Annotated in this window: 21 protein-coding genes and 1 other RNA gene; 21 read left to right on the top strand and 1 reads right to left on the bottom strand. The window is 36.5% G+C overall.

Annotated features, from left to right (window positions below; genetic code table 11):
- Positions 1–2 precede the first annotated feature (2 nt).
- From BP17_RS11095 to argF, 15 genes are all read left to right on the top strand, one after another.
- Entirely contained in the window at positions 3–1184 is a 1182-nt protein-coding gene (locus BP17_RS11095; protein WP_035054406.1) for a 3-phosphoglycerate dehydrogenase family protein, read from the top strand.
- 11 nt (positions 1185–1195) lie between these two features.
- Positions 1196–2437: a DUF1015 domain-containing protein gene (locus BP17_RS11090; protein WP_035054405.1), complete on the top strand. Its 1242-nt coding sequence runs from the start codon at positions 1196–1198 to the stop codon at positions 2435–2437.
- A gap of 105 nt (positions 2438–2542) precedes the next feature.
- Positions 2543–2782, top strand: coding sequence for a preprotein translocase subunit SecG (secG, locus tag BP17_RS11085; RefSeq protein WP_035054404.1), 240 nt, complete (start codon positions 2543–2545; stop codon positions 2780–2782).
- A gap of 183 nt (positions 2783–2965) precedes the next feature.
- Positions 2966–3718, top strand: coding sequence for an alpha/beta hydrolase (locus BP17_RS11080; RefSeq protein WP_035054402.1), 753 nt, complete (start codon positions 2966–2968; stop codon positions 3716–3718).
- 3 nt (positions 3719–3721) lie between these two features.
- Positions 3722–6073 (top strand): ribonuclease R, encoded by a 2352-nt coding sequence (rnr, locus tag BP17_RS11075; RefSeq protein ID WP_035054401.1) that lies wholly within the window; start codon positions 3722–3724, stop codon positions 6071–6073.
- A 32-nt stretch (positions 6074–6105) separates the two neighbouring features.
- Positions 6106–6564: an SsrA-binding protein SmpB gene (smpB, locus tag BP17_RS11070; protein ID WP_035054399.1), complete on the top strand. Its 459-nt coding sequence runs from the start codon at positions 6106–6108 to the stop codon at positions 6562–6564.
- Between the two features lie 113 nt (positions 6565–6677).
- Positions 6678–7151 carry a glutathione peroxidase gene (locus tag BP17_RS11065; protein WP_035054397.1) on the top strand — a complete coding sequence of 158 codons (474 nt, stop codon included), beginning with the start codon at positions 6678–6680 and terminating at the stop codon, positions 7149–7151.
- A gap of 166 nt (positions 7152–7317) precedes the next feature.
- Positions 7318–9291, top strand: a complete 1974-nt coding sequence (locus tag BP17_RS11060) for a fructose-bisphosphatase class III (protein ID WP_035054395.1) — start codon at positions 7318–7320, stop codon at positions 9289–9291.
- Between the two features lie 149 nt (positions 9292–9440).
- Positions 9441–10121 carry a histidine phosphatase family protein gene (locus BP17_RS11055; protein WP_035054394.1) on the top strand — a complete coding sequence of 227 codons (681 nt, stop codon included), beginning with the start codon at positions 9441–9443 and terminating at the stop codon, positions 10119–10121.
- 39 nt (positions 10122–10160) lie between these two features.
- Positions 10161–10937: a Cof-type HAD-IIB family hydrolase gene (locus tag BP17_RS11050; protein ID WP_232219622.1), complete on the top strand. Its 777-nt coding sequence runs from the start codon at positions 10161–10163 to the stop codon at positions 10935–10937.
- A 358-nt stretch (positions 10938–11295) separates the two neighbouring features.
- Positions 11296–12330 carry an N-acetyl-gamma-glutamyl-phosphate reductase gene (gene argC, locus BP17_RS11045; RefSeq protein WP_035054392.1) on the top strand — a complete coding sequence of 345 codons (1035 nt, stop codon included), beginning with the start codon at positions 11296–11298 and terminating at the stop codon, positions 12328–12330.
- A 22-nt stretch (positions 12331–12352) separates the two neighbouring features.
- The gene (gene argJ / locus BP17_RS11040; protein ID WP_035054390.1) at positions 12353–13588 is read left to right on the top strand and encodes a bifunctional glutamate N-acetyltransferase/amino-acid acetyltransferase ArgJ; all 1236 of its coding nucleotides are present in this window, start codon (positions 12353–12355) and stop codon (positions 13586–13588) included.
- A gap of 9 nt (positions 13589–13597) precedes the next feature.
- Positions 13598–14401 (top strand): acetylglutamate kinase, encoded by an 804-nt coding sequence (gene argB / locus BP17_RS11035; RefSeq protein ID WP_035054387.1) that lies wholly within the window; start codon positions 13598–13600, stop codon positions 14399–14401.
- Positions 14394–15593, top strand: coding sequence for an acetylornithine transaminase (locus tag BP17_RS11030; RefSeq protein WP_035054385.1), 1200 nt, complete (start codon positions 14394–14396; stop codon positions 15591–15593). The genes argB and BP17_RS11030 overlap by 8 nt, the downstream gene beginning before the upstream one ends.
- A gap of 25 nt (positions 15594–15618) precedes the next feature.
- Positions 15619–16572, top strand: coding sequence for an ornithine carbamoyltransferase (argF, locus tag BP17_RS11025; RefSeq protein ID WP_035054383.1), 954 nt, complete (start codon positions 15619–15621; stop codon positions 16570–16572).
- Between the two features lie 70 nt (positions 16573–16642).
- Here argF and BP17_RS11020 read toward each other — a convergent pair whose 3' ends face one another.
- The gene (locus tag BP17_RS11020) at positions 16643–17377 is read right to left on the bottom strand and encodes an NAD-dependent protein deacylase (protein WP_035054380.1); all 735 of its coding nucleotides are present in this window, start codon (positions 17375–17377) and stop codon (positions 16643–16645) included.
- A gap of 341 nt (positions 17378–17718) precedes the next feature.
- On the opposite strand from BP17_RS11020, the gene ssrA reads away from it, so the two are divergent.
- The 6 genes from ssrA (at position 17719) to BP17_RS10995 (ending at position 22690) form a co-directional block, all read left to right on the top strand.
- Positions 17719–18085: a transfer-messenger RNA gene (gene ssrA / locus BP17_RS13320) on the top strand.
- A gap of 291 nt (positions 18086–18376) precedes the next feature.
- Complete coding sequence (gene ald / locus BP17_RS11015) at positions 18377–19492, top strand: alanine dehydrogenase (protein WP_035054378.1); 1116 nt, start codon at positions 18377–18379, stop codon at positions 19490–19492.
- A gap of 104 nt (positions 19493–19596) precedes the next feature.
- Positions 19597–19827: a DUF2969 family protein gene (locus BP17_RS11010; RefSeq protein WP_035054377.1), complete on the top strand. Its 231-nt coding sequence runs from the start codon at positions 19597–19599 to the stop codon at positions 19825–19827.
- A 123-nt stretch (positions 19828–19950) separates the two neighbouring features.
- Positions 19951–20946 (top strand): YihY/virulence factor BrkB family protein, encoded by a 996-nt coding sequence (locus BP17_RS11005; protein WP_232219621.1) that lies wholly within the window; start codon positions 19951–19953, stop codon positions 20944–20946.
- Positions 20947–21112: 166 nt separating this feature from the next.
- Positions 21113–22288, top strand: a complete 1176-nt coding sequence (locus BP17_RS11000; protein ID WP_035054373.1) for an FtsW/RodA/SpoVE family cell cycle protein — start codon at positions 21113–21115, stop codon at positions 22286–22288.
- Between the two features lie 30 nt (positions 22289–22318).
- The gene (locus BP17_RS10995; protein WP_035054370.1) at positions 22319–22690 is read left to right on the top strand and encodes an arsenate reductase family protein; all 372 of its coding nucleotides are present in this window, start codon (positions 22319–22321) and stop codon (positions 22688–22690) included.
- The last annotated feature ends 10 nt before the right edge of the window (positions 22691–22700 follow it).

Below are 22700 nucleotides of genomic sequence, written 5' to 3'. Positions count from 1 at the left end.
GGATGTTTGCTATTAAAACGTATAACGCAATAGCCGAAGATGGCTTGAAAAAATTTGAAGTAGAAAATTATCAGTTAAATCAAACAGATGATCCTGATGGCATAGTATTAAGGAGCCAAAATTTGCACGATATGACTTTCCCTAGCCAATTGAAAGCAATTGCACGTGCTGGAGCTGGAACGAATAACATTCCGGTACAAGAATGCTCTAAAAAAGGGGTAGTAGTCTTTAATACTCCGGGAGCCAATGCAAATGCGGTAAAAGAATTGGTCCTAGCTAGTTTATTATTAGCGGTTCGTCCGATTATTGGAGGCGTAGAATGGGTGAAAACACTCAAAGGTCCAGATGTCGATAAAAAAGTAGAGGCAGAAAAAAATCGTTTTGTTGGGACCGAATTAGCTGGGAAACAGCTAGGAGTCATAGGGTTAGGATCAATCGGTGCGATGGTGGCAAATGACGCTTATCGCTTAGGAATGGATGTTGTAGGGTATGATCCATATGTATCAGTCGATATTGCTTGGAGCATTTCCAGTCGGGTCAAACGAGTGTTGACAATTGAAGAAGTATTAACGACTTCCGACTACATCACTGTTCATGTGCCTTTAATGGAATCTACCAGAGCAATGATCAGCGCGGACAAACTAGCGTTAGTAAAAAAAGAGGCTACCTTATTGAATTTTGCACGTGGTGAGCTTGTTGACGTAGATGCGGTCATCTCTGCACTTGAAAAAGGACAGCTGAAAAAATACATGACCGATTTTGCTGACGAGCGACTAATTAAAATGGAAAATGCTGTTGTCATGCCACATTTAGGGGCATCAACAGAAGAAGCAGAAATCAATTGTGCTAAAATGGCTTCAAAAACACTGAAATATTTCTTGGAGACTGGTAATATCGTCCATTCCGTTAATTTTCCAACTGTAGAAATGGTTCTTAATTCTCCGCTACGATTAGCAATTATCAATCGCAATATTACGAATATGGTTGCCCAAATATCTATTGGATTAGCCGAATATGGTGTGAATATCGTAAACATTATGAATAAAAGCCGTGGAGACTATGCGTATACTCTGATTGATATTGAATCTATTCCAGAAGACAAGTTGACGCTGATTGTTAAAAGGGTGGGAAATGTCGAAGGAATTTTAAATGTTCGAGTAATCAAAAATAATAATAGCAAATAGGAGGAGAAACCATGGTGAAAATTAAACCATTCAAAGCTATTCGACCGGCTGAAGAGTATGCAAACGACATTGCTTCTCTTCCTTATGATGTACTGAGTACAAATGAGGCTCGTAAAATAGGCCGTCAAAATGAAAAATCATTTTTACACATTGATAAATCAGAGATTGACCTAGCTGAAGAAAATTCTCCTTACGCGGAAGAAGTGTATCAAAAGGCTGCCAGCAATTTAAAAGAGTTTTTAAGCAAAAAATGGCTTGTGCAAGATGATGAAGACCAGTTTTATTTGTATCAGCTGACAATGAATGGACGTTCGCAGATGGGTTTAGTGGTCTGTGCATCTATCAAGGATTACCAAGAAAAAAAGATTAAAAAACATGAATTTACACGTGAAGAAAAAGAAGTAGATCGTATTCGACACATTGATGCAGCAGATGCAAATACAAGTCCAATATTTTTAACCTACCGAGATCAAGAATCAATTGATGAATTGATTGAGCAATGGGTCACCGAGAATGAACCTATGTATGACTTTTCAAGTTTTCATGAGGTGAAACATAAAGTATGGGTCATTGACCAAAAAACCGTTATTAATCAATTGGAAAAGTTATTTGAACAAAATGTAGCAGAGTTGTATATTGCCGATGGACACCATCGAACAGAATCAGCTGTAAAAGTTGCTTTAAAAAGGAAAGAGACTTATCCAAACGAACCAGATGAAGCAGAATTCAATTATTTTCTAGCCGTTCTTTTTCCAGCATCACAACTAGCAATTTTAGACTATAATCGAGTAGTTAACGGCTTGATTGAAGAAGACTTTTTAGACCAATTAGCTGAAAAATTTGAGATTGAAAAAGTTTCTGCTAGTTATAAACCGGATCGTCCTAAAACAATCGGCATGTATTTGCAAGGTGATTGGTATAAACTAACCATAAAACCTGCTTTTATTTCAAATCACCCTGTAAAAGGACTTGATGTTTCACTTTTACAAGAACACGTGCTGACGCCTTTATTCGGTATAAAAGATATCCGTACAGACAAACGAGTGGATTTTATTGGAGGAATCAGAGGAATGCAAGCATTAAGTGATGCGGTTGATAAAGGATCATTTACAGTAGCATTTTCTATGTATCCGACAAAAATCGATGAATTGATACGGGTAGCAGACAGCGGAGAAGTGTTGCCTCCAAAATCAACTTGGTTCGAACCAAAGTTGCTAAGCGGATTATTTGTTCACGACCTAGAAAGTAAATGAAAACGTAAATTAGCAAGGGAATAACTTCATTTATTTTCTAGTAATTTAATAGAATTTATGTTAAAGTTAGGGATAGAAGAAACGGTAGATAGGAGGGCAATGAAATTGTACGATACACTTTTAATTGCTGAACTAATTATTTCAGTTTTACTTATCATTGTGGTAGCTATGCAACCTTCAAAAACAAATAATGCTGCTAGTGCGTTTACTGGCGGAGCTGAACAATTATTTGGAAAACAAAAAGCACGTGGATTTGAGGCAGTATTGCAACGTACTACAGTAGTACTTGGAATCTTATTCTTTGCATTGGCACTGGCTCTCGCTTATATAGCAATTAATCAATGAAATTAGTGAAGCTACCTGAATCTTCAGGTGGCTTTTTTTTCTAAAAAATTTAACATCCTTTACTGACTAACGTTAGTGCAAAGACTTTTCATAGCATTAACAGTGTTTAAGTATGAAAAAAGTTTATTTTACAGTAAAATAGTAGAATAAAGACTTACAGGAAATGAGAAAAGGGAGAATAGGATGGCGATAAAATCATTTTTTTTTGAAAACGGGCCTCAAGCGGTCATCTTAATGCATGCTTACTCTAGTACTCCTAATGATGTGCGGATGTTAGGGAGAGCGCTAGAAAAAGAAAATTATACCGTTTATGCACCGTTATTCAAAGGACATGGAACGAAAGACCCAGAAGATATTTTAGATACATCACCAACAGATTGGGTTGAGGATGCGAAAGAAGCCATCCAGTTCTTGCTTGAAAAAGGGTATAAAAAAATAGCTATATTTGGACTGTCTATGGGCGGTGTGATAGCAACTAAAATGCTGATAGATAGAGAACCGATAGTAGCGGGTGGAACGTTTTGTTCCCCAGTAATGAATTTTCATAGAGGCAATAATGTGAAAAAAGAATTTTTAACTTACGTGCGGACATTGAAAAAGAAAGCCGGTTATTCCGAGATAGAAATAGAGGATTACATGCCGGGAATCGAAAAGAAATTAGACGACCAATTAGATGAAATAGGCGAACTAACGCAATCAATGGAAACGGATATTAGTGAAATCAAACATCCCTTCTTTATTGCACAGGCTGGTCAAGATGAATTGATTGATCCACAGGTAGCGTTTGCTTTGAAGGCGGCATTAACACAAGCTTCAGTGGTTGATTTTCATTGGTATGAAAACAGCCAACATGCAGTAACGGTTGGAGTAGATAGAAAAGCTTTGCAAGAAGATGTTAGCAATTTTTTGAAACAGTTAGATTGGAATGGAGGATAAAAAATGAACGACAAAAGAACGTTAAAAGAAGCAATTATAGTTTTTATGAATGAACACAAAAAAGTTTCATTTCAAGTAAGTGATATCAGTGAAGGAATGGGTATGACTAGTGCAGCCGATTTTAAAATCCTGGTCAGTTCTTTAGCTGAAATGGAACGAGAAGGCAAACTATTTCTGAATAAAAAAGGACATTTTAAGTTGCCAAGTAACGATCCTGTATTGACCGGTATTTTCAGAGCAAGTGATCGAGGATTTGGATTCGTTGCGATTGAAGATGTCGAAAAAGATATTTTTATTCCACCGAATATGACTAATTATGCCCTAGATGGCGATAAGGTAACTGTTGATATCATTAAACCTGCTGAACCTTGGTCGGATAAAGGTGCTGAAGGAAAAATAAAAGGCATTATTGAACGCAACTTTACACAATTAGTTGGAGAGTTCTACGCTTATAGTGAAGAAGGAATCGAAGAGACCGGGTTATACGGATATATCGATCCACAAGATAAAAAAATTACAGACTTGCGCGTCTTTATTGAGTCAGAAGGTATTAAACCAGTTGACGGTTCAATTGTTGTTGTAGAAATAACTTTGTACCCAGATGATGAGTTTCCTAGAAGCATGCAAGGAATCGTTAAAAAAGTTGTGGGACATATAAATGACCCAGGAATCGACATTTTGACTATTGTCTATAAACACGGAATCCCGACTGAGTTCTCACAAGAAGCTTTGAAACAAGCAGATGAAGTTCCAGAAAAAATCAGCGAGTCTGATCTTGAAGGTCGTCGTGACTTAAGAGATGAAGTTCTGGTGACGATTGATGGAGCAGATGCAAAAGACTTAGACGATGCGGTAGGCTTGAAAGTATTGGATAATGGAAACTATCTATTGGGCGTTCACATAGCAGACGTTTCTTATTATGTGACAGAAGATAGTCCTTTAGACAAAGATGCCTTTGAAAGAGGAACCAGTGTATACTTAACCGATCGCGTTATACCAATGATTCCACAACGATTATCTAATGGTATTTGTTCGTTAAATCCTCATGTCGATCGTTTAACAATGAGCTGCGAAATGGAAATGACACCTGATGGAGAAATCGTCGGACATGACGTTTTCCAAAGTGTGATACGAACAACTGAACGGATGACTTATACTGAAGTAAATGAAATATTAACAGATAAAAATCTAGAGACCCGTAAAAAATACAGCAGCTTAGTAGCTATGTTTGAATTAATGGAAACTCTGCATCATACCCTAGAGGTAGATCGTAAAAATCGAGGGGCCATTGACTTTGATACAAAAGAAGCTAAAATCATTGTCGATCCTACAGGTAAGCCATTGGATATCGTGTTGAGAGAACGTGGTGTTGGTGAGCGCTTGATCGAATCGTTCATGTTGGCAGCAAATGAAACGGTATCTGAACATTTTTCAAAAATGGAAGTTCCATTGATCTATCGTATTCATGAACAACCTGACAGTGATCGTATGCAAAAATTCATGGAATTTGTTACGGCTTTTGGTATTACCGTTAAAGGGACCAGCAAAGATGTTTCTCCTATGACGTTACAAAAAATTGCCAATAGTGTCAAAGGAAAACCAGAAGAACAAGTTGTTTCAACGATGATGTTAAGAAGTATGAAACAAGCCAAATATGCTGTGGAACCATTAGGCCATTTCGGTCTTGGAGCAGAATTTTATTCACATTTCACTTCTCCCATCCGTCGTTATCCAGATTTGATCTTACACCGTTTGATCCGTTCTTATGGAGAAGAAGGTACTGGATCTGCTCAGAAAACAAAATGGGAAAATCGTTTGCCCGCAATTGCAGAAGATACGTCAAAAGCGGAACGTCGTGCAGTTGATGCTGAAAGAGAAACCGATGCATTGAAGAAAACAGAGTTTATGGCTGACAAAGTTGGCGAAATCTATGAAGGAATCATCGGTTCAGTCTTGAAATTTGGTATATTCGTCGAATTACCGAATACTGTTGAAGGTCTGGTCCATATTTCAAATATGAAAGATGACTACTTTAACTATATCGAAGAGCAAATGATGCTTGTTGGAGAACGAACGGGTGTTGTTTACCGTATCGGACAAAAAGTAAAAGTAAAAATAACAAAAGCCGATCCTGAAACACGTGAAATCGATTTTGAACTTGTTCCAGATCCAGATGCACCGAAATATGATGGACCCAAACAGTCAACAAAAGGCAGAGGCCGTGAAAACAAGCAATATGGTAAAAAAGGTGGTTCTTCTTCATATAAACCTAAACAAGATGGAAATAATAAAAATAAAAGCAAACCTTTCTATAAAGATGCAGCTAAAAGTAAAAAGCCAAAAAAGAAATACTGAGTAAGAGTGAATGAATCAGGAGGTGATCATTGATGCCAAAAGGTACCGGTAAAGTATTAGCTCAAAATAAAAAAGCAGGTTATGATTTTTCTATTTTAGATACCGTAGAAGCTGGAATAGTATTGCAGGGAACAGAAATCAAGTCTATCAGAGCGGCCCGAATCAACTTGAAGGACGGCTATGCGAAGATTCAGAATGATGAAATTTATTTGCATAATGTTCATATCAGTCCTTATGAGCAAGGAAATCAATTCAATCATGATCCACTAAGAACGCGGAAACTATTGATGCATAAAAAACAAATCATGCGTTTAATGAACGAAACGAAGTCTAGTGGAAATACATTGATTCCCTTAAAAGTTTATTTAAAAGATGGCTATGCAAAAGTATTGATTGGCCTAGCAAAAGGGAAGAAAAAATACGATAAGCGTGAAGATTTGAAACGAAAAGATCAAAAACGTGAATTGGACCGTGCATTAAGATCTAGATAAACAAAGTGGATCGGTAAAATCATTCTTGTTGACTTTGATAAAATAAGTAAGTAAAGTTGATATAAGAATTAAAATAGCTTCTAAAAAAAGAGTACACGAAAGAAGGACTATAGATGTCTGTTTACGAGTACACGGTTAATGAAATTAGTGGTGAAGAAGTTTCCTTATCAAAATACAAAGGGAATGTTTTGGTTATTGTAAATACAGCAACAGAATGTGGCCTAGCTCCTCAATTGAAAGATTTAGAAGAATTGTATCAAACATATAAAGATCAAGGACTTGTCATATTAGGTTTTCCTTCTAATCAGTTTATGAATCAAGAACCTCGTGAAGGGGAAGAAATTGCTAATTTTTGTCAAAAGAATTTTGGTGTTTCCTTTCAACTTCATGAAAAGATAATGGTAAATGGAAAAAATGCTGATCCTCTTTATCAGTACCTAACATCAGAAACAAACAATAAGAAAATAAAATGGAATTTCACGAAATTCTTAATTGGTCGAGATGGAGAAATCATTAAACGATTTGGCTCAACAACTCAACCCCAAAAAATGGAAGCAGATATAGCTGAAGCAGTAGCGAACGGCTAGCCTTACTAAAAGGGTCTTAGACAACTAGTCTGAGGCCTTTTTCTGTTTAGTTGTTAGAAAAAAAAGATCTTCACTAATAGATAATTTTCAAGCTCTGTTAATAAAAAAATATTAATGAGAAACATGGTATAATGATTTGGTATAGATTATAAAGGGGTGAGAAAGTATGGACTTGACTAAAAAGTATTTGAACTTATTAGCTAAAGAATATCCAACTATTGGGGAAACCACTACCGAAATTATCAACTTAGAGGCTCTTATGAATCTTCCTAAAGGTACAGAACATTTTGTTAGCGATATTCATGGGGAGTATGAGTCTTTTCAACATGTGCTTAGGAATGGATCAGGCAATATAAAAGAGAAAATTAAAGAGATTTTCCACGATCGTTTAAGTCAAAAAGAAATGAATAGCTTGGCAACATTGATTTATTATCCTGAAGATAAAATTCGCTTAGTCAGTAATGAATTTGAGAGTCAAGAGGAAACAAATGAATGGTACCGAATCACATTGTCTAGACTAATCGGATTATGCGCATTTGTCGCTTCAAAGTATACCCGCTCAAAAGTAAGAAAAGCCTTGCCTAATGAGTTTGCTTACATCATTGAAGAATTATTATCAAAAGATGGAGACGGCTATACGAATAAAGAAGATTACTATAGTGAAATTATTGATAGCATCATTTCATTGAATAGAGGGGCTGAATTTATTGCGGCGATATCTTATCTGATTCAACGTCTTGTAGTGGATCAACTGCATGTGGTGGGTGATATTTATGACAGAGGTCCATATCCTGATAAAATTATTGACACCATGATGGAACATCACTCTGTCGATATCCAATGGGGAAACCATGATATCTTATGGATGGGAGCAGCTAGTGGGTCAGCTGTTTGTATTGCAAATGTACTGCGTATCAGTGCCCGGTATGATAATTTGGAGATTATCGAAGATGCTTATGGGATCTCATTGCGTCAGTTGCTTACATTTGCAGAAATGACTTACCCAGAAGATTTAGAAAGCTGTTTTTATCCTAAAATGGATCCTGATAAAAAAGATTATTTTGAAGATGAGATTCGACAAATCACTAAAATGCATCAAGCGATTTCAGTGATCCAGTTCAAACTCGAAGGAGAAATCATTAAAAGACACCCTGATTTCCAATTAGACCATCGCTTAGTCTTAAATGGAATCAATTATAAAAATGGAACGATTTCAATTAAAGGCAAAGAATATCCATTGTTGAATACAAATTTCCCGACCATAGATCCTGCTGATCCTTACAAGTTAACAATAGAGGAAGAAATGGTCATTGAAAAATTAGTCGTAGCTTTTAAAAACTGTGAACGTCTACAGAAACACATTTCTTATTTATACAGCAAAGGCAGTATGTACCTTACCTATAATGATAATCTATTGTTTCATGGGTGTATGCCATTGACCGAAACAGGCGAATTTATGGGGATGGATATCCAAAGAAAACAATATGCCGGTAAAAAGTTATTAGATAAATTTGAAGAAATACTACGTAAAGGGTATTTAAATAAGGGACAAAAGGACAATGATAAGTATTTAGATTACGTTTGGTACTTGTGGACAGGTCCAGTGTCTTCACTTTTTGGAAAAGATCAAATGACGACTTTTGAACGGTATTATGTTAAAGATAAAGCTACCCACGAAGAAAAGAAAAATGCTTATTATGCTATGCGCAATGATGAAAAAACGTGTGAAATGATATTGAGTGAGTTTGGCTTAGACCCACTTAAAGGACATATTATCAATGGGCATACACCAGTAAAAGAAAAACGTGGCGAAGATCCTATAAAGGCAAATGGGCGTATGATCGTGATCGACGGCGGTTTCTCAAAAGCTTATCAAGAAACAACGGGAATAGCAGGTTATACTCTGTTGTATAACTCTTATGGAATGGTTTTAGTTTCGCATCAGCCATTCACTTCTGTAAGTGAAGCGATTGAAAATGAAATAGATATCATGTCTACAAGAAGAGTGATCGACCGAGAGCTAGACCGTAAAAAAGTAAGAGAAACCGATGTGGGCAAAGAATTGACTGAGCAAGTCAGTGAGTTGAAGGTATTATTGAAAGCTTACCGTAATGGAGATATTATTGAAGAATTAACCTGAAATCAGTCCGTTATAAAAGTGAATTCAAAAGTATTAACAAAAAGTTTACCTAAAACTAAACAGATATCCATATAATCGTTCTTTTTTTTGGTACAATAAGAAGCGTAGGTGAATTAGCAATATTATGATTATATAGGAGGCGATTTTTTATGGGAGAAGGCTGTACTTTTTATTTTATACGTCATGGACAAACTTATTTTAATCATTACAGAAAAATGCAAGGGTGGTCTAATACCCCTTTAACACCAAAAGGGCGCGAAGATGTTCGCAGTAGCGGAAGAGGCTTAGCAGATGTCAAATTTGATGCAGCTTATACGAGTGATTTGAGCCGTACGATTGAAACAGCCACTATTATTTTAGAAGAGAATAAAAAAGGGAAAGATTTAACACTAAAATCAATGCCAGAATTTCGTGAAGTTTTCTTTGGTTCATTTGAAGGAGGCGACGTGGATGAAACTTGGGAAACAGTGAATGAACAAATGGGTTACTCAAGTGTTGCTGAGATGTGGGCTGAGTCGTCTATTCCTGAACAAATGAATGCTTTTAAAAAAGCGGATCCTTATCACGATGCGGAAGATTTTTTAACATTTTGGTTAAGAGTAGAACAAGGATTGATCAAACTAATAAATAAACACCGTGATACTGGAGATAAAGTCATGATTGTTGCTCATGGAAATACGATTCGCTATTTACTAAATAATTTAGTCCCAGAACTTGAAGATTCACAACCCTTATTAAACGCAAGTGTCTCAGCTGTTAAATACTACAATGGAAAATACCATTTAGAATTATACAATGAAGTAGGTCATTTTAAAGATTTAGAAAAGTAATTATAATGTTAGGTTTACAAAAGGGAGATTAATATGGTAATGCCAAAAGCTCTAGTTTTTTTTGATTTAGACGGAACATTATTGAATAATAAATCTGAAGTAGACCAAGAAGTAATCGCTGCTTTAGAAAAATTGAAAATAAATGGGGGAGTTCCATTTATTGCAACGGGAAGAAGCCCACTTGAGATCCAGCATGTACTCGATAAGACACCAATTGAATCTTTTATCACACTTAACGGTCAATACATCATGTATGAAGGCAAAGAAATTTACCGCAGTCAGATGCCAAAAGAATTATTGATTCGTTTAAAGGAAACAGCTGACGAGCTAAAATTGGCCGTTTCTTTTTATACAAGTGATAAAATCCGAGTCACGTATACTTCAAAAGAAGTCGAGAATGCGTACAATTTTCTTCACGCTAAAACTCCTCCCGTTGATGCGGAAATTCATTTGAATGATGAAGTATTGATGGCTTTGATCTTAACAGAAGATAAATCAATTGATGATCAGTTTAGAGAGAAATTTCCAGAACTGTCTTTCTATCGAAATACGCCTTATAGCATAGATGTGATCACGAAGGGCAACTCAAAAGCTACAGGTATTCAAGAATTGGTCAAATTAATGCAGTTTGATAAAATTCCTGTTTATGCATTTGGAGACGGTCCGAATGATTTAGAAATGGTTACTCATGCTGATTTTGGTGTGGCAATGGAAAATGGTACCAATATCTTGAAAAATGCCGCTGATTATATCACATCTAGTCATGTTGAAGGCGGAATCGTTGAAGGATTAGAATTTTACGATTTAATTAAATAAAATTTTAGTTTTAAAAGACTCTACATCAGATAGTTTGGATACTTAAAAAAGAAATTTTTTATGGAATAGATGGATGTGCTTGTGGAGCTACAAGCAAATCTCTTCCTCAAGAAATTTTAGGTGAGTCATTTAATTAAATTATTTAGACAACTAGAAATTATGGACCCTTTAAAAAGAGCTGTCAGCATTGCGCTGGTAGCTCTTTTTTTGTATGTGCATAAAAAAATGTATGCAATTTTTATACATTAAATATCTAATATATGTATAAAATAATTATTTATGCCATTATAGTTGCATAAATAATTTTTATTGTTATAATGAGAATAATTAAAATCAAATGAAAGAAGGTTAGAAATTGATGAAAGCAGCTATTGTTGGCGCAACGGGGTATAGTGCTTTAGAGCTGATCCGTTTACTGAACCAACATCCGCGTGTAACCGTTACGGAAATTATTTCACACACTCATTATGGGGAATTGTTAAGTGATTTATACCCTCACATGAAAAAAAATAAAGAAAAACCGCTAATTGAATACGATCTTGCTTACCTTGAAAAAGCTGTCGATATTTTATTTTTTGCAACTCCAGCTGGTATTAGCAAATCTTTAGTTCCAGATGTTCTAAAAACGTCTTTACAATGTATTGATTTAAGTGGAGATTTTAGATTGCTAAAAAAAGACTATGAAGAATGGTATGAAAAAGAAGCACCGTCAAGTGAGATACAAGAAAAAGCTACCTTTGGATTGGCAGAAATTTATCCAGAAGAAATAAAAGAAGCGGCCTTTATTTCTAATCCGGGATGCTACTCAACTGCGGCTTTATTGGGATTGATACCCGTTATCAAAACTGGTTTAACTACAAAAAAAGGCATCATTATTGATGCTAAAAGCGGTACTTCAGGAGCTGGACGCACACTTTCTAGAATGACCCATTTTTCAGAAATGGATGAATCTCTTGTTCCATATAAATTTGGAAAGCACCAACATACACCTGAAATTGAGTACTATCTGTCAAAAGAAGCAGGTGAAGAGATAAAAGTAACGTTAACAACTCACCTGGTCCCAATGACTAGAGGTCTCTTATGCACCATGTATGTTCCTTTAAACCAAATGGTAACGCCAAAAGAAATTTGGCAATTGTATCAAGATTTTTATGAAAAAGATCTATTTGTGCGACTTTACCCGCTAGGTTCACTGCCTCAGACAAAACAAGTTATTGGAAGCAATTATATCGCTATTGGTATTCATGTGGATGAGCGAACCGAACAGTTAGTCATCGTTACAGCGATAGATAACTTGGTTAAAGGAGCAGCAGGCCAAGCAATCCAAAATATGAATTTGATGAATGACTGGCCTGTTCAAGAAGGACTAGAGAATAGCCCAGTATACCCTTAAAAAAAAGCAAGGAGATGAATGAATGTTGACCCATATAAAGAAACCTGTAAAAACGTTCCATATATTAGAGGATGGCCATGTAACCTCTCCAAAAGGTTTTACTGCTGGAGGTGTACATACCGGCTTACGTAAAGTAGCTCTTGATTTTGGTTGGATCCATTCTGAGATCCCAGCTACTGCAGCAGGTGTTTACACCTTAAACAGTTTTCAAGCTGCACCGCTTAAGTTGACAAAACAACATGTAGACAACGGACAACAAATCCAGACAATAGTCGTGAATTCGGGCAATGCTAATTCTTGTACCGGCGAAGATGGACTAATAAAAGCTCAAGCAACAGTGGAAATGGTAGCTAAAGAAAAAGGCATCGATGAGCAATTAGTGGCTGTTGCTTCTACCGGAATCATAGGAGTCCCATTACCGTTTGAGCCGATCTTGAAAGGTGTCCATTATCTGAATGATCCGCTTTGTCAAAATGTAATGGACTTTGAACGAGCTATTTTAACGACCGATATTGAAACAAAGCATGTAGCTGTTGAGTTGGAAATTGATGGTAAGACTATCACCATTGGCGGAGCTGCAAAAGGATCTGGGATGATTCATCCCAATATGGCGACTATGCTAGGTTTTATCACGACAGATGCTGCTGTTGCTAGTGAAAGTCTAGAAGCGGCATTGAAATCAACAACTAACCAAACCTTTAATATGATCACTGTTGATGGAGATTCAAGTACGAATGATATGGTTCTTGCTTTGGCAAATGGCACACAAGGAAACCTCTTGCTAACTGAAAATCACCCACAATGGAATAAATTTTTGGCAGGCTTTCAATATGTTTGCCAAGTACTGGCTAAATCCATTGCACGTGACGGAGAAGGGGCCACCAAATTAATAGAAGTAGAAGTTCTAGGAGCTCAAACAGTAGAAGCTGCTCGAGCTGTTGCCAAATCGGTCATATCTTCGAATTTAGTTAAGACAGCAATGTACGGTTCAGATGCCAATTGGGGAAGGATTATTTCAGCTATTGGCTATAGTAATCAAAAAATCGAACCAGAACGGGTACACATTTCGATAGGCAACACAGTTGTTGTTGAAAAGGGAGTAGGTATTCCCTTTGACGAAGAAGCAGTCATGCTCACTTTAGTAAAAGATGAAGTAAAGCTGCTGATCGACTTGCAACAAAGTTCATATACCGCAACAGCATGGGGCTGCGATCTAACGTATGATTACATCCGCATCAATTCATCCTATAGAACGTGAGGTGAGAAATTGGATATATTGATTATGAAAATAGGCGGAAGTATACAAGACAAATTACCTGGGTCTTTCTATCAAATGATTGCCCAGTTACAACAGACAAAAAAATGTTACCCACTGATCGTTCATGGCGGAGGACCAATGATCAATACTTTATTGGAGAAATTAGCTATTCCTACAAAATTTGTCGATGGATTGCGTGTTACCACAAAAGAGGTCTTGACGGTGGTGGAAATGGTTTTAAGCGGTTCGATCAATAACGAAATCGTTACTCAATGCCAAATCAAACAGTTGCAAGCTATCGGATTAAGTGGCATCGACCATGGTCTATTAAAAGTGAAACCTGTCCAAACTATTGAAGCTATCGGTTTTGTCGGAGAAGTTACCGAAGTCAATACTGCTTTTCTAATGGAGTTGCTTGAAAATAATATTATTCCAGTAATCTCACCTATCGGAATGGATGAAACGGGACAGCACTACAATATCAATGGAGATATGGCCGCTTCAGCAATTGCAAAAGCTTTAGGTGGGAAGTTGGCTTTTATTAGTAATGTTCCGGGAGTCATGAAACAACAAAAAGATAAATCAAACGTTTATTCTTCATTAACACAAGTAGAAGCAGAACAACTGATCAAAGAAAAAATTATTACTGATGGAATGATTCCTAAAGTACGCTCAGCTATTGGAAGTCTATCTGTTCAAATGAAACAAGCTGTTATTTTGAACGGATTAGAACCAGAAGATATTGCAAATTATTTAAAAGGGAATGAAGTAGGAACAAAATTTATTTATAAGGAGGAAGTGGCGTATGTCTAAAGAAAATCAAGCAGCTCTTATGTCGACGTATGCTCGTTTTCCTATTACCATCCTAAAAGGAAAAGGGACATATATATGGGATGAAAAAAATGAAGCTTATTTAGATTTCACCTCTGGGATCGCTACGTGTAACTTAGGTCATGTTCCTGATCAAGTCACGCAAAAGCTGCACCAACAATTAGACACACTGTGGCATTGTTCAAATTTGTATGAGATACCTGTTCAAACCAAACTTGCTGAAGGACTCACTCAACATTCCTTATTTGATCAAGTCTTTTTCTGTAATAGCGGAGCAGAAGCCAATGAAGCAGCATTGAAAATTGCACGCAAATATGCAAAAGACCACGGTCATCCAGAACGCACGTCTGTTGTCTCTTTTAAAAACTCATTTCATGGAAGAACTTACGCTACCCTTTCTGTAACAGGACAAGAAAAAGTTCAAACTGGATATCAGCCCTTGATGCCGGGCGTGCGATCTCTGATTTTTAATGAGGTCTCTGATTTGGAGAAAATTAATAATGGAAAAACAGCTGCGGTATTGCTAGAGCTTGTGCAAGGCGAAGGTGGAGTCAATTCGGCACAAAATGAGTGGCTGCATGCATTACAAGATATCTGTAAAGAGTCTGATATTCTTTTAATGGTAGATGAAGTCCAAACGGGAATGGGAAGAACAGGAACGCTATTTGCTTATGAACAATATGGCATTGAACCAGATGTTATGACGTTGGCCAAAGGACTAGGTTCCGGCTTTCCAATTGGCGCCATGTTAGCCAAAAAACATGTGGCAGTCTCTTTTACTCCTGGAGCTCATGGGACAACTTTTGGCGGAAATCCTTTAGCGGCAACAGCAGGTATGGCCACCTTAACAGAAATGACCAAGCCTGGATTTATGAAAGATGTCCAGCAAAAAGCAGCTTATTTAAAGGAACAGCTAGAAAAATTAGCCAATCAATTTAGCGTGATAAAAAGCGTTAAAGGGCTCGGTTTTCTTATCGGACTTGAAGTAGACATGGAAGCAAAAGAAATCGTCATACTCTTACACGAGCAACATGTTTTAACTTTGACTGCTGGACAAAGTGTTTTGCGTATTTTGCCGCCGTTAACGGTCACAATTGAAGAAATAAATGAATTTTTACAAAAATTAGAACATGTGTTACTGATCATTCAAGAAAAAACGGACAAAAAGAAGTAGATAGAAAGTGAGTGAGGAATCAATTATGGTAGAACAAGTGTTGAAAGAAAGTCAAACAAACATTTTACAAATAGCGGATCTGACAGCAAAAGAATTGATGCTGCTCATTGAGGAAGCGATCGTGATGAAAGAACAAACTAAAGCAGGAATTTCTCACCATTATTTACAAGGGAAAACATTGGGCATGATTTTTGAAAAATCTTCTACACGGACACGGGTATCTTTTGAAGTTGGGATGACACAATTAGGCGGACATGCCGTATTTTTGAGCTCTAAAGATATTCAGTTGGGAAGAGGCGAGAGCATTGCGGACACGGCCAAAGTTCTTTCGCGATACGTTGATGGGCTAATGATTCGTACGTTTGGTCATGAAATCATTGAAGAGTTTGCTGAAAATGCATCGGTACCAATCATAAATGGTCTGACAAATGAACATCATCCGATGCAAGTCTTAGCCGATTTAATGACAATATACGAAAAAAAAGGAACTTTAAAAGGGTTGACGATAGCCTACGTTGGAGATGGAAATAACAATATGCCCCATTCATTAATGGAGGGGGCAGCCATTATGGGAGTCAATATGAACATAGCTAGTCCTAAAGGTTATGAACCGTTAGAAACGATTTATCAAAAGGCCAAAATTAAAGCTGAACAATCAGGAGCGGTTATTCAATTTACATATGATTCCATTGAAGCTGTAAAAAATGCGGATATCGTGGTGACGGATGTATGGACAAGCATGGGTATGGAGGCAGAAACAGCAGAACGTTTATCCGTCTTTTTGCCTTATCAAGTGAATACAGAACTGGTTCAGTACGCAAAAGAGGATTTTATTTTCTTGCATTGCTTGCCAGCACATCGGGGTGAAGAAGTAACAGCAGAAATAATTGACGGCAGCCACTCGGTAGTATTTGATGAAGCGGAGAATCGATTGCATGCTCAAAAAGCAGTATTGAAGATGTTAATGGGAGAAAGCTAAAGTTTAAAGAAGCAGCCAGGAAAAAAATTCCTGGCTGCTTCTTTAATTGTGTATGAAATGGAGTCATTCATCAAATCGTTAATTGACTAAAAGTAGTTCCAACGGCATCTTTAATAAATAAATCGGCTGTTAGATTCATTTCAAGAGCAGACTTATTGATTACAACAACTTTATTTCCTTTAAATTGGTTGATTAAATTTTTGGCAGGATTTACCGTTAAGGAAGTTCCAGCGATGATCAATAGATCAGCAGCCGAAATGAGTTGCTTACTTTTAACAAGATTCTCTGGTTTCAAGTTTTCACCAAATAAAATGACATCAGCTCTAACGATGCCATTGTCTAGTGGGCACCGGGGAATGTTTTGTTCATCTCGATGGATAGTCTCATAAGCATACTCTGTTCCACAAGTCATACAATAAAAGCGACGATGATTGCCATGTAGCTCAACGACATTTGTACTGCCGGCTTTGTAGTGAAGCCCATCAACATTTTGAGTGATGATTTGAATCGATTTGCCTGATTTTTCTAAAGCAGCTAAATACTGATGCGCTGCATTAGGTTTTGGTTTTAAAGGTGTTTCAGCTTGGAAACGATGACTAAAAAATACTTCAGGTTTTTCCATCATAAACCGTTTGCTCATCAATTTTTTTGGATCGATATTCTCATTTTCCATAGTCGTATAGACACCTTCAGCAGAACGATAATCTGGAAGCCCGCTTTCTGTAGAAACACCTGCTCCGCCAAAAAAGACAATATTATTTGCTTCGTTAATATACTGTTGCAAAAGTTTTATTGGTTCATTCATTAAATGATCTCCTTTTAGCTTGTAATAGAATATAAAATGGGTCAATACCTGATATTGAAAAGGGCGATTTTTATAACATAACACTAAAGGATGGGGTGTTTTTTGTCAAAAAACAAGATTTTCTTTTAGACAGTGGTTTCTGTAGCTGCAGAAAAATGACTTTCTAGCCTAACATTCAAAGAGGACAATCAATCTTTATAAATAACCTTATCAACCTGTTTTTTAATTGGAACGTACGTATTTTCTTTTCAAGTAAAATGTGCTATAATGTTCTAAGAGAGTTAACTAAAGATGATTAATTAGTTGAACAAATCATTTTTTCTGTAGACACATCCCTTCAAGGGAGCGTTACGGAATCGACAGGTATAGGTCGAGCTTGGATTGCGTTTCGTAGGTTACGGCTACGTAAAAACGTTACAGTTAAATATAACTGACAAAAACAATAATAACTCTTACGCTTTAGCTGCGTAATAACAGCTTAGTGTAGATCCTCTCGGCATCGCCCATGTGCTCGAGCAAGGGTCCTATAATTAGTGGGATACGCTAAAACTTTCCGTCTGCAAGTTTTAGAATAGATTATCAGACTAGCGATATACGATGCCTGTTGTGCGGCTAGTACTGAGCGAAACCTTAATAGCATAACTATGAACGTAGACGTCTGGGTGCCGATATATTTGGACAGGGGTTCGACTCCCCTCGCTTCCATCGAGTCAAATTAAATAAGCTGTTAAAACGTTGATACGTGAGTATCTTTAAGACGTTTTAACAGCTTATTTTTTATTGCACATCTATATCCACATTTATTTCATAAAAATCCACGTACTTTGTAAAATTGTTAGTTTTAAAAAGCATAAAGAATTAAGTGGATTGTAATTACTAGCGAATAAAAATTGGACGAATGCAAAGTGAACATGTCTGGAAATTTGGGTTTCTCACAAGTAAGCGCTACAATAGAGAAGGTAGATGCGAGAGTTAATGAAAAAAATAGGAGGATATATTATGAAAATTGGAGTACCAAGCGAAATCAAAAACAATGAAAACCGAGTGGCTATTTCGCCAGCAGGTGTTAAAAGTCTTGTTAAAAATGGTCATGAGGTCATGATTGAAGTAAACGCAGGAAAAGCAGCTGGATTTCCAGATGGAGAGTATGAATCTGCAGGAGCTGTAATATTAGTAGAAGCTTCACAAGTTTGGAATGCTGAAATGATTATTAAAGTTAAAGAACCGATACCGACCGAATACAAGTATTTTAAAAAAGGGATGATCCTTTTCACATATTTGCATTTAGCTCCAGCATTAGAATTAACTAAAGCATTGATGGAGGCAAGAGTAACTGCTATCGGATATGAAACAATGGTTGGAAAGGATGGAACATTGCCTCTGTTAACTCCTATGAGTCAAATTGCCGGTAGAATGGCTGCACAAATTGGAGCAGAATTTCTTGAAAGTGTAAATCAAGGAAAAGGTATCCTATTAGGTGGAGTACCAGGAGTAAAAAAAGGGAAAGTAAGTATTATAGGTGGTGGCGTTTCAGGAACAAATGCTGCTAAAATTGCAATCGGTCTAGGGGCAGATGTTACGATTTTAGATGTGAATCCAAAACGTTTAGAAGAGATAGATGATTTATTTGAAAATAAAATCAATACATTGATGTCAAATGAATTTAATATTGCTGAAACAGTCAAAGAAGCAGATCTAGTGATTGGTGCTGTATTGATTCCCGGTTCGAGAGCGCCAACATTAGTGACTGAAGAAATGGTTAAACAAATGGAACCAGGCTCTGTTATTGTTGATATAGCAGTTGACCAAGGTGGCATTTTTGAAACAGCTTCTGAAGTGACAACTCATGATAATCCTGTTTATTTAAAACATGGCGTTGTTCACTATGCAGTTGCAAATATGCCAGGTGCTGTTCCTAAGACTTCTACTTTAGCTCTAACCAATGTAACAATTCCTTATGCAGTAGAGATTGCAAATAAAGGATTAATCGAAGCAGCTAAAGAAAATTCAACAATCTATACAGGTATCAATGTTATGGATGGGAAATTAACTAAAAAAGAAGTGGCACGGGCTTTGAATATTCCTTTTTATGAAGCTTTGAATTTTTTTAAGTGATAGAGTTTTTAACTAAAATCTCTATCACTAAAATAAATGAATGAATTTTTTTCCGAAATGCAGTATACTGCAATAGAGAGATTAACTGCAAAAGGAGCATTCACATGTCTAAAGGAAATAAAAAAGTTCAAGTAGAAGTAAAAGAAACCCCTAATAACAGAGAAGGTTTCATCGAGTTAGAGTTGTATGTGAATGATAAAAAAATTGGTCAATTGCAACAAAGAGAAGGACAAACAGTTACTGTAACAACGAACTCAGGAACAGAGTCTAAAGTAAGAACTGTCGATGAAGGCATAAACAAATTAATTATGGACTATAATTTACACCAAATGTAAATCCAAAAAAACAACCTTGTTTTTCAGGGTTGTTTTTTTTGCGTTTCTTGCTGAACTAAAAGCTTCCTAAATGCTTTTTAAATTCAATTATGCTATGCTTTTTCTATATATAATGTAAAGGATGTGGTCGTTTTGGCAACGAATACTAAACAAGCTTCTTTTAAAGACAAATTGAAATCTATCCTAGAAGTCGCAAAACCCAATTGGGAACGAGCTGAAGTTTCCTCAAATGCAGCCGAATTGGCTTACTTTAGTTTGCTATCTTTATTTCCTATTTTATTGGTTGTAGCTAATGTTATTCCGCTCTTTCCTATCCGAGCATCTGATGTATTGCCACTTTTAGAAACAGGAGTTCCACCAGATATTTACAATATCCTAGCACCGATACTAGAAAATTATTTAAGTAGTTCAAGTGGAGGAGCTATTTCTATCGGACTTATTACGTCATTATGGGCTGCTAGTAAAGCATTTAACGCTTTACAAAATGTGTTGAATAGCGTTTATGGAGTAAAAGCGAGAGAAAACTTTATTATTGTCCGATTAGTATCATTTTTGGTTCAATTAGCCATGGTGGCTATCGTAGGGTCATTGATTTTTATTTTTGTTTTTGGGGAACAAATTTTGTTATTTGTCCAAGATTTCTTGGGAATCGATCTGGGAATCATTCTGCAAGTGTTTGGTTATAGATGGCTAGTTTTGCTTGTTGTCTTGATTCTAGTCCTAACCATGGTTTATTTTTTAGTACCAAATAATCGTTTGAAAATTAAATATGCTGTTCCAGGAGCTGTATTTACTACAATAGGTTGGTTGATTTTATCTCAAGCATTTACGCTTTATATCCAATTTGCTGGAGGAGAAGCAGCGGCTAGCGCGACGTTCGGGGTATTCATTGTTTTAATGGTCTGGCTTTATTTATCAGCAATAATTTTATTATTAGGTGGACTGATCAATTCAGTTTATTTTGAATATAAAATGGGTAAATCAGTTAATGAAGTTAAACTTGAGAAAGACGAAGCCGAAAAAGACGATAGACCAAAAGAATATCCAGATAGTTTAGATTCGATTCAACATAAAAAATTAATTAAAGTAAAAACAGTCGAAAAACAAAAAGAAAACTGAAACCTCATTCAGTTTTCTTTTTGCTCAGTTACTTTTAGCAGGACAGTATTGTAAGATTTCTCTAAAAAAGACGAGAAGTCTTTTTTTTAGATTTGATTTCTTATATAATGAATGAAGTTTGATAAAGAAATTTTTAACAGATAGGACACAAGGAGAATGTTAAAAAATGACAGAGAACAAAGAAACAAAAATAGATTATGGAATCATCTTATCCGTCTTGTTGCTAGCAATCATTAGTATTGCGACTATCTTCTCAACGACTTCTTTGGATGCTGGCGGTGGTATGGGAGCTACGCTAATGCAAGTAATCTGGTATGTAGTTGGCACAGTTGCCATCATTGTTATTATGCAATTTGATTCGGAGCAATTATGGAAATTAGCGCCGGTTGCATATGGTATAGGGCTCTTTCTGTTAGTGCTTGTTTTATTCCTTTATGATCGCCCTACAGAATTGAGTACTGGAGCCAAAAGTTGGTTTAAGATAGGTCGACTGACCTTCCAGCCCTCCGAAATTATGAAAATTTCCTTTATTCTTATGCTCGCTCGTGTAGTCACAAAACATAATGGCGACTACTTAAACCATTTCCCTAAAACTGATTTCTTATTAATAGGAAAGATTATGCTAACTTCAGTTCCGCCACTAATACTGGTCATGTTACAAAATGATTTAGGTTCAACACTTGTATTTATCGCTATTATTATTGGTTTAGTGCTGATATCAGGCATCACGTGGAAAATCATTCTGCCATTATTTACTGGAGTTGCGGCACTTGGGGGGACCTTGCTCGCTCTAGTAGTGTACAATCGAGAATTTCTACTACAATTGGGTTTTAAACCGTATCAATTCTCTCGAATAGACTCTTGGCTAAATCCTTATGGAGACTCAGGAGATACATCCTATCAATTGATCCAGAGTATAAAAGCGATAGGCTCAGGGAGAATGCTTGGTAAAGGCTTTGGAACCTCAGAAGTTTATGTGCCAGTTCGAGAGTCAGATATGATTTTTTCAACAATTGGCGAAAATTTTGGTTTTCTCGGCAGTTGCATTTTGATTTTCATCTACTTTTTATTGATTTATCAAATGATCCGTATTTGTTTTGATACGAAAAATGAATTTTACGCTTATATCGCAACGGGTGTCATTATGATGATTTTGTTCCATGTTTTTGAAAATATCGGTATGAGTATTGGGCTACTTCCATTAACTGGGATACCACTGCCGTTTATTTCTCAAGGGGGAACGGCGTTGTTAGGAAATATGATGGGTGTTGGATTGATCATGTCCATGAGGTATCATTACCGCAGCTACATGTTTTCTGAAGAAGACGAAAGTTTCAAATAAAAACGTGACGGACGATAGGAGTGAGCTAAAATGCTTAAACTATATCAACACCCTACTTGTTCAACATGTAAAGCAGCAAGGAAATGGTTAGACCAGCAGGCGATAGAGTATCAAGCGATAAATATGATTGATACTCCACCAACACAAGAAACGTTAGTTGATTTAATAAAGCAGTCTGATCTTCCTCTTATCCGATTTTTCAATACTAGCGGAAATAGGTACCGCGAATTAGAGCTGAAATCACGTGTACCCAATATGGCAATCGATGAAGGCGCCACAGTATTGGCAACAGAAGGCATGTTGATCAAAAGACCGTTGTTGACAGATGGAAAAACAACGACTCTGGGTTTTAAAGAAGACGTCTATGAAAAAACGTGGGGAGACAGAAACGAAAAGAGATAGGAGTGATTCG

Source organism: Carnobacterium pleistocenium FTR1, from assembly GCF_000744285.1.
GTDB classification, from domain to species: domain Bacteria; phylum Bacillota; class Bacilli; order Lactobacillales; family Carnobacteriaceae; genus Carnobacterium_B; species Carnobacterium_B pleistocenium.
Note: the sequence above shows the minus strand (reverse complement) of the source record. Positions and strands in the feature narration are given on the sequence as shown.

What these genes read in the sequence shown, in the direction of transcription:
- BP17_RS11055 (WP_035054394.1), top strand. Translation starts at nt 9,441, where the DNA reads ATGGGAGAAGGCTGTACTTTTTATTTTATACGTCATGGACAAACTTAT.
- BP17_RS11065 (WP_035054397.1), top strand. Translation starts at nt 6,678, where the DNA reads ATGTCTGTTTACGAGTACACGGTTAATGAAATTAGTGGTGAAGAAGTT.
- argF (WP_035054383.1), top strand. Translation starts at nt 15,619, where the DNA reads ATGGTAGAACAAGTGTTGAAAGAAAGTCAAACAAACATTTTACAAATA.
- BP17_RS11000 (WP_035054373.1), top strand. Translation starts at nt 21,113, where the DNA reads ATGACAGAGAACAAAGAAACAAAAATAGATTATGGAATCATCTTATCC.
- BP17_RS11090 (WP_035054405.1), top strand. Translation starts at nt 1,196, where the DNA reads ATGGTGAAAATTAAACCATTCAAAGCTATTCGACCGGCTGAAGAGTAT.
- BP17_RS10995 (WP_035054370.1), top strand. Translation starts at nt 22,319, where the DNA reads ATGCTTAAACTATATCAACACCCTACTTGTTCAACATGTAAAGCAGCA.
- BP17_RS11020 (WP_035054380.1), bottom strand. Translation starts at nt 17,377, where the DNA reads ATGAATGAACCAATAAAACTTTTGCAACAGTATATTAACGAAGCAAAT.
- BP17_RS11060 (WP_035054395.1), top strand. Translation starts at nt 7,318, where the DNA reads ATGGACTTGACTAAAAAGTATTTGAACTTATTAGCTAAAGAATATCCA.
- BP17_RS11030 (WP_035054385.1), top strand. Translation starts at nt 14,394, where the DNA reads ATGTCTAAAGAAAATCAAGCAGCTCTTATGTCGACGTATGCTCGTTTT.
- argC (WP_035054392.1), top strand. Translation starts at nt 11,296, where the DNA reads ATGAAAGCAGCTATTGTTGGCGCAACGGGGTATAGTGCTTTAGAGCTG.
- ald (WP_035054378.1), top strand. Translation starts at nt 18,377, where the DNA reads ATGAAAATTGGAGTACCAAGCGAAATCAAAAACAATGAAAACCGAGTG.
- BP17_RS11095 (WP_035054406.1), top strand. Translation starts at nt 3, where the DNA reads ATGTTTGCTATTAAAACGTATAACGCAATAGCCGAAGATGGCTTGAAA.
- BP17_RS11050 (WP_232219622.1), top strand. Translation starts at nt 10,161, where the DNA reads ATGCCAAAAGCTCTAGTTTTTTTTGATTTAGACGGAACATTATTGAAT.
- argJ (WP_035054390.1), top strand. Translation starts at nt 12,353, where the DNA reads ATGTTGACCCATATAAAGAAACCTGTAAAAACGTTCCATATATTAGAG.
- BP17_RS11080 (WP_035054402.1), top strand. Translation starts at nt 2,966, where the DNA reads ATGGCGATAAAATCATTTTTTTTTGAAAACGGGCCTCAAGCGGTCATC.
- smpB (WP_035054399.1), top strand. Translation starts at nt 6,106, where the DNA reads ATGCCAAAAGGTACCGGTAAAGTATTAGCTCAAAATAAAAAAGCAGGT.
- BP17_RS11010 (WP_035054377.1), top strand. Translation starts at nt 19,597, where the DNA reads ATGTCTAAAGGAAATAAAAAAGTTCAAGTAGAAGTAAAAGAAACCCCT.
- rnr (WP_035054401.1), top strand. Translation starts at nt 3,722, where the DNA reads ATGAACGACAAAAGAACGTTAAAAGAAGCAATTATAGTTTTTATGAAT.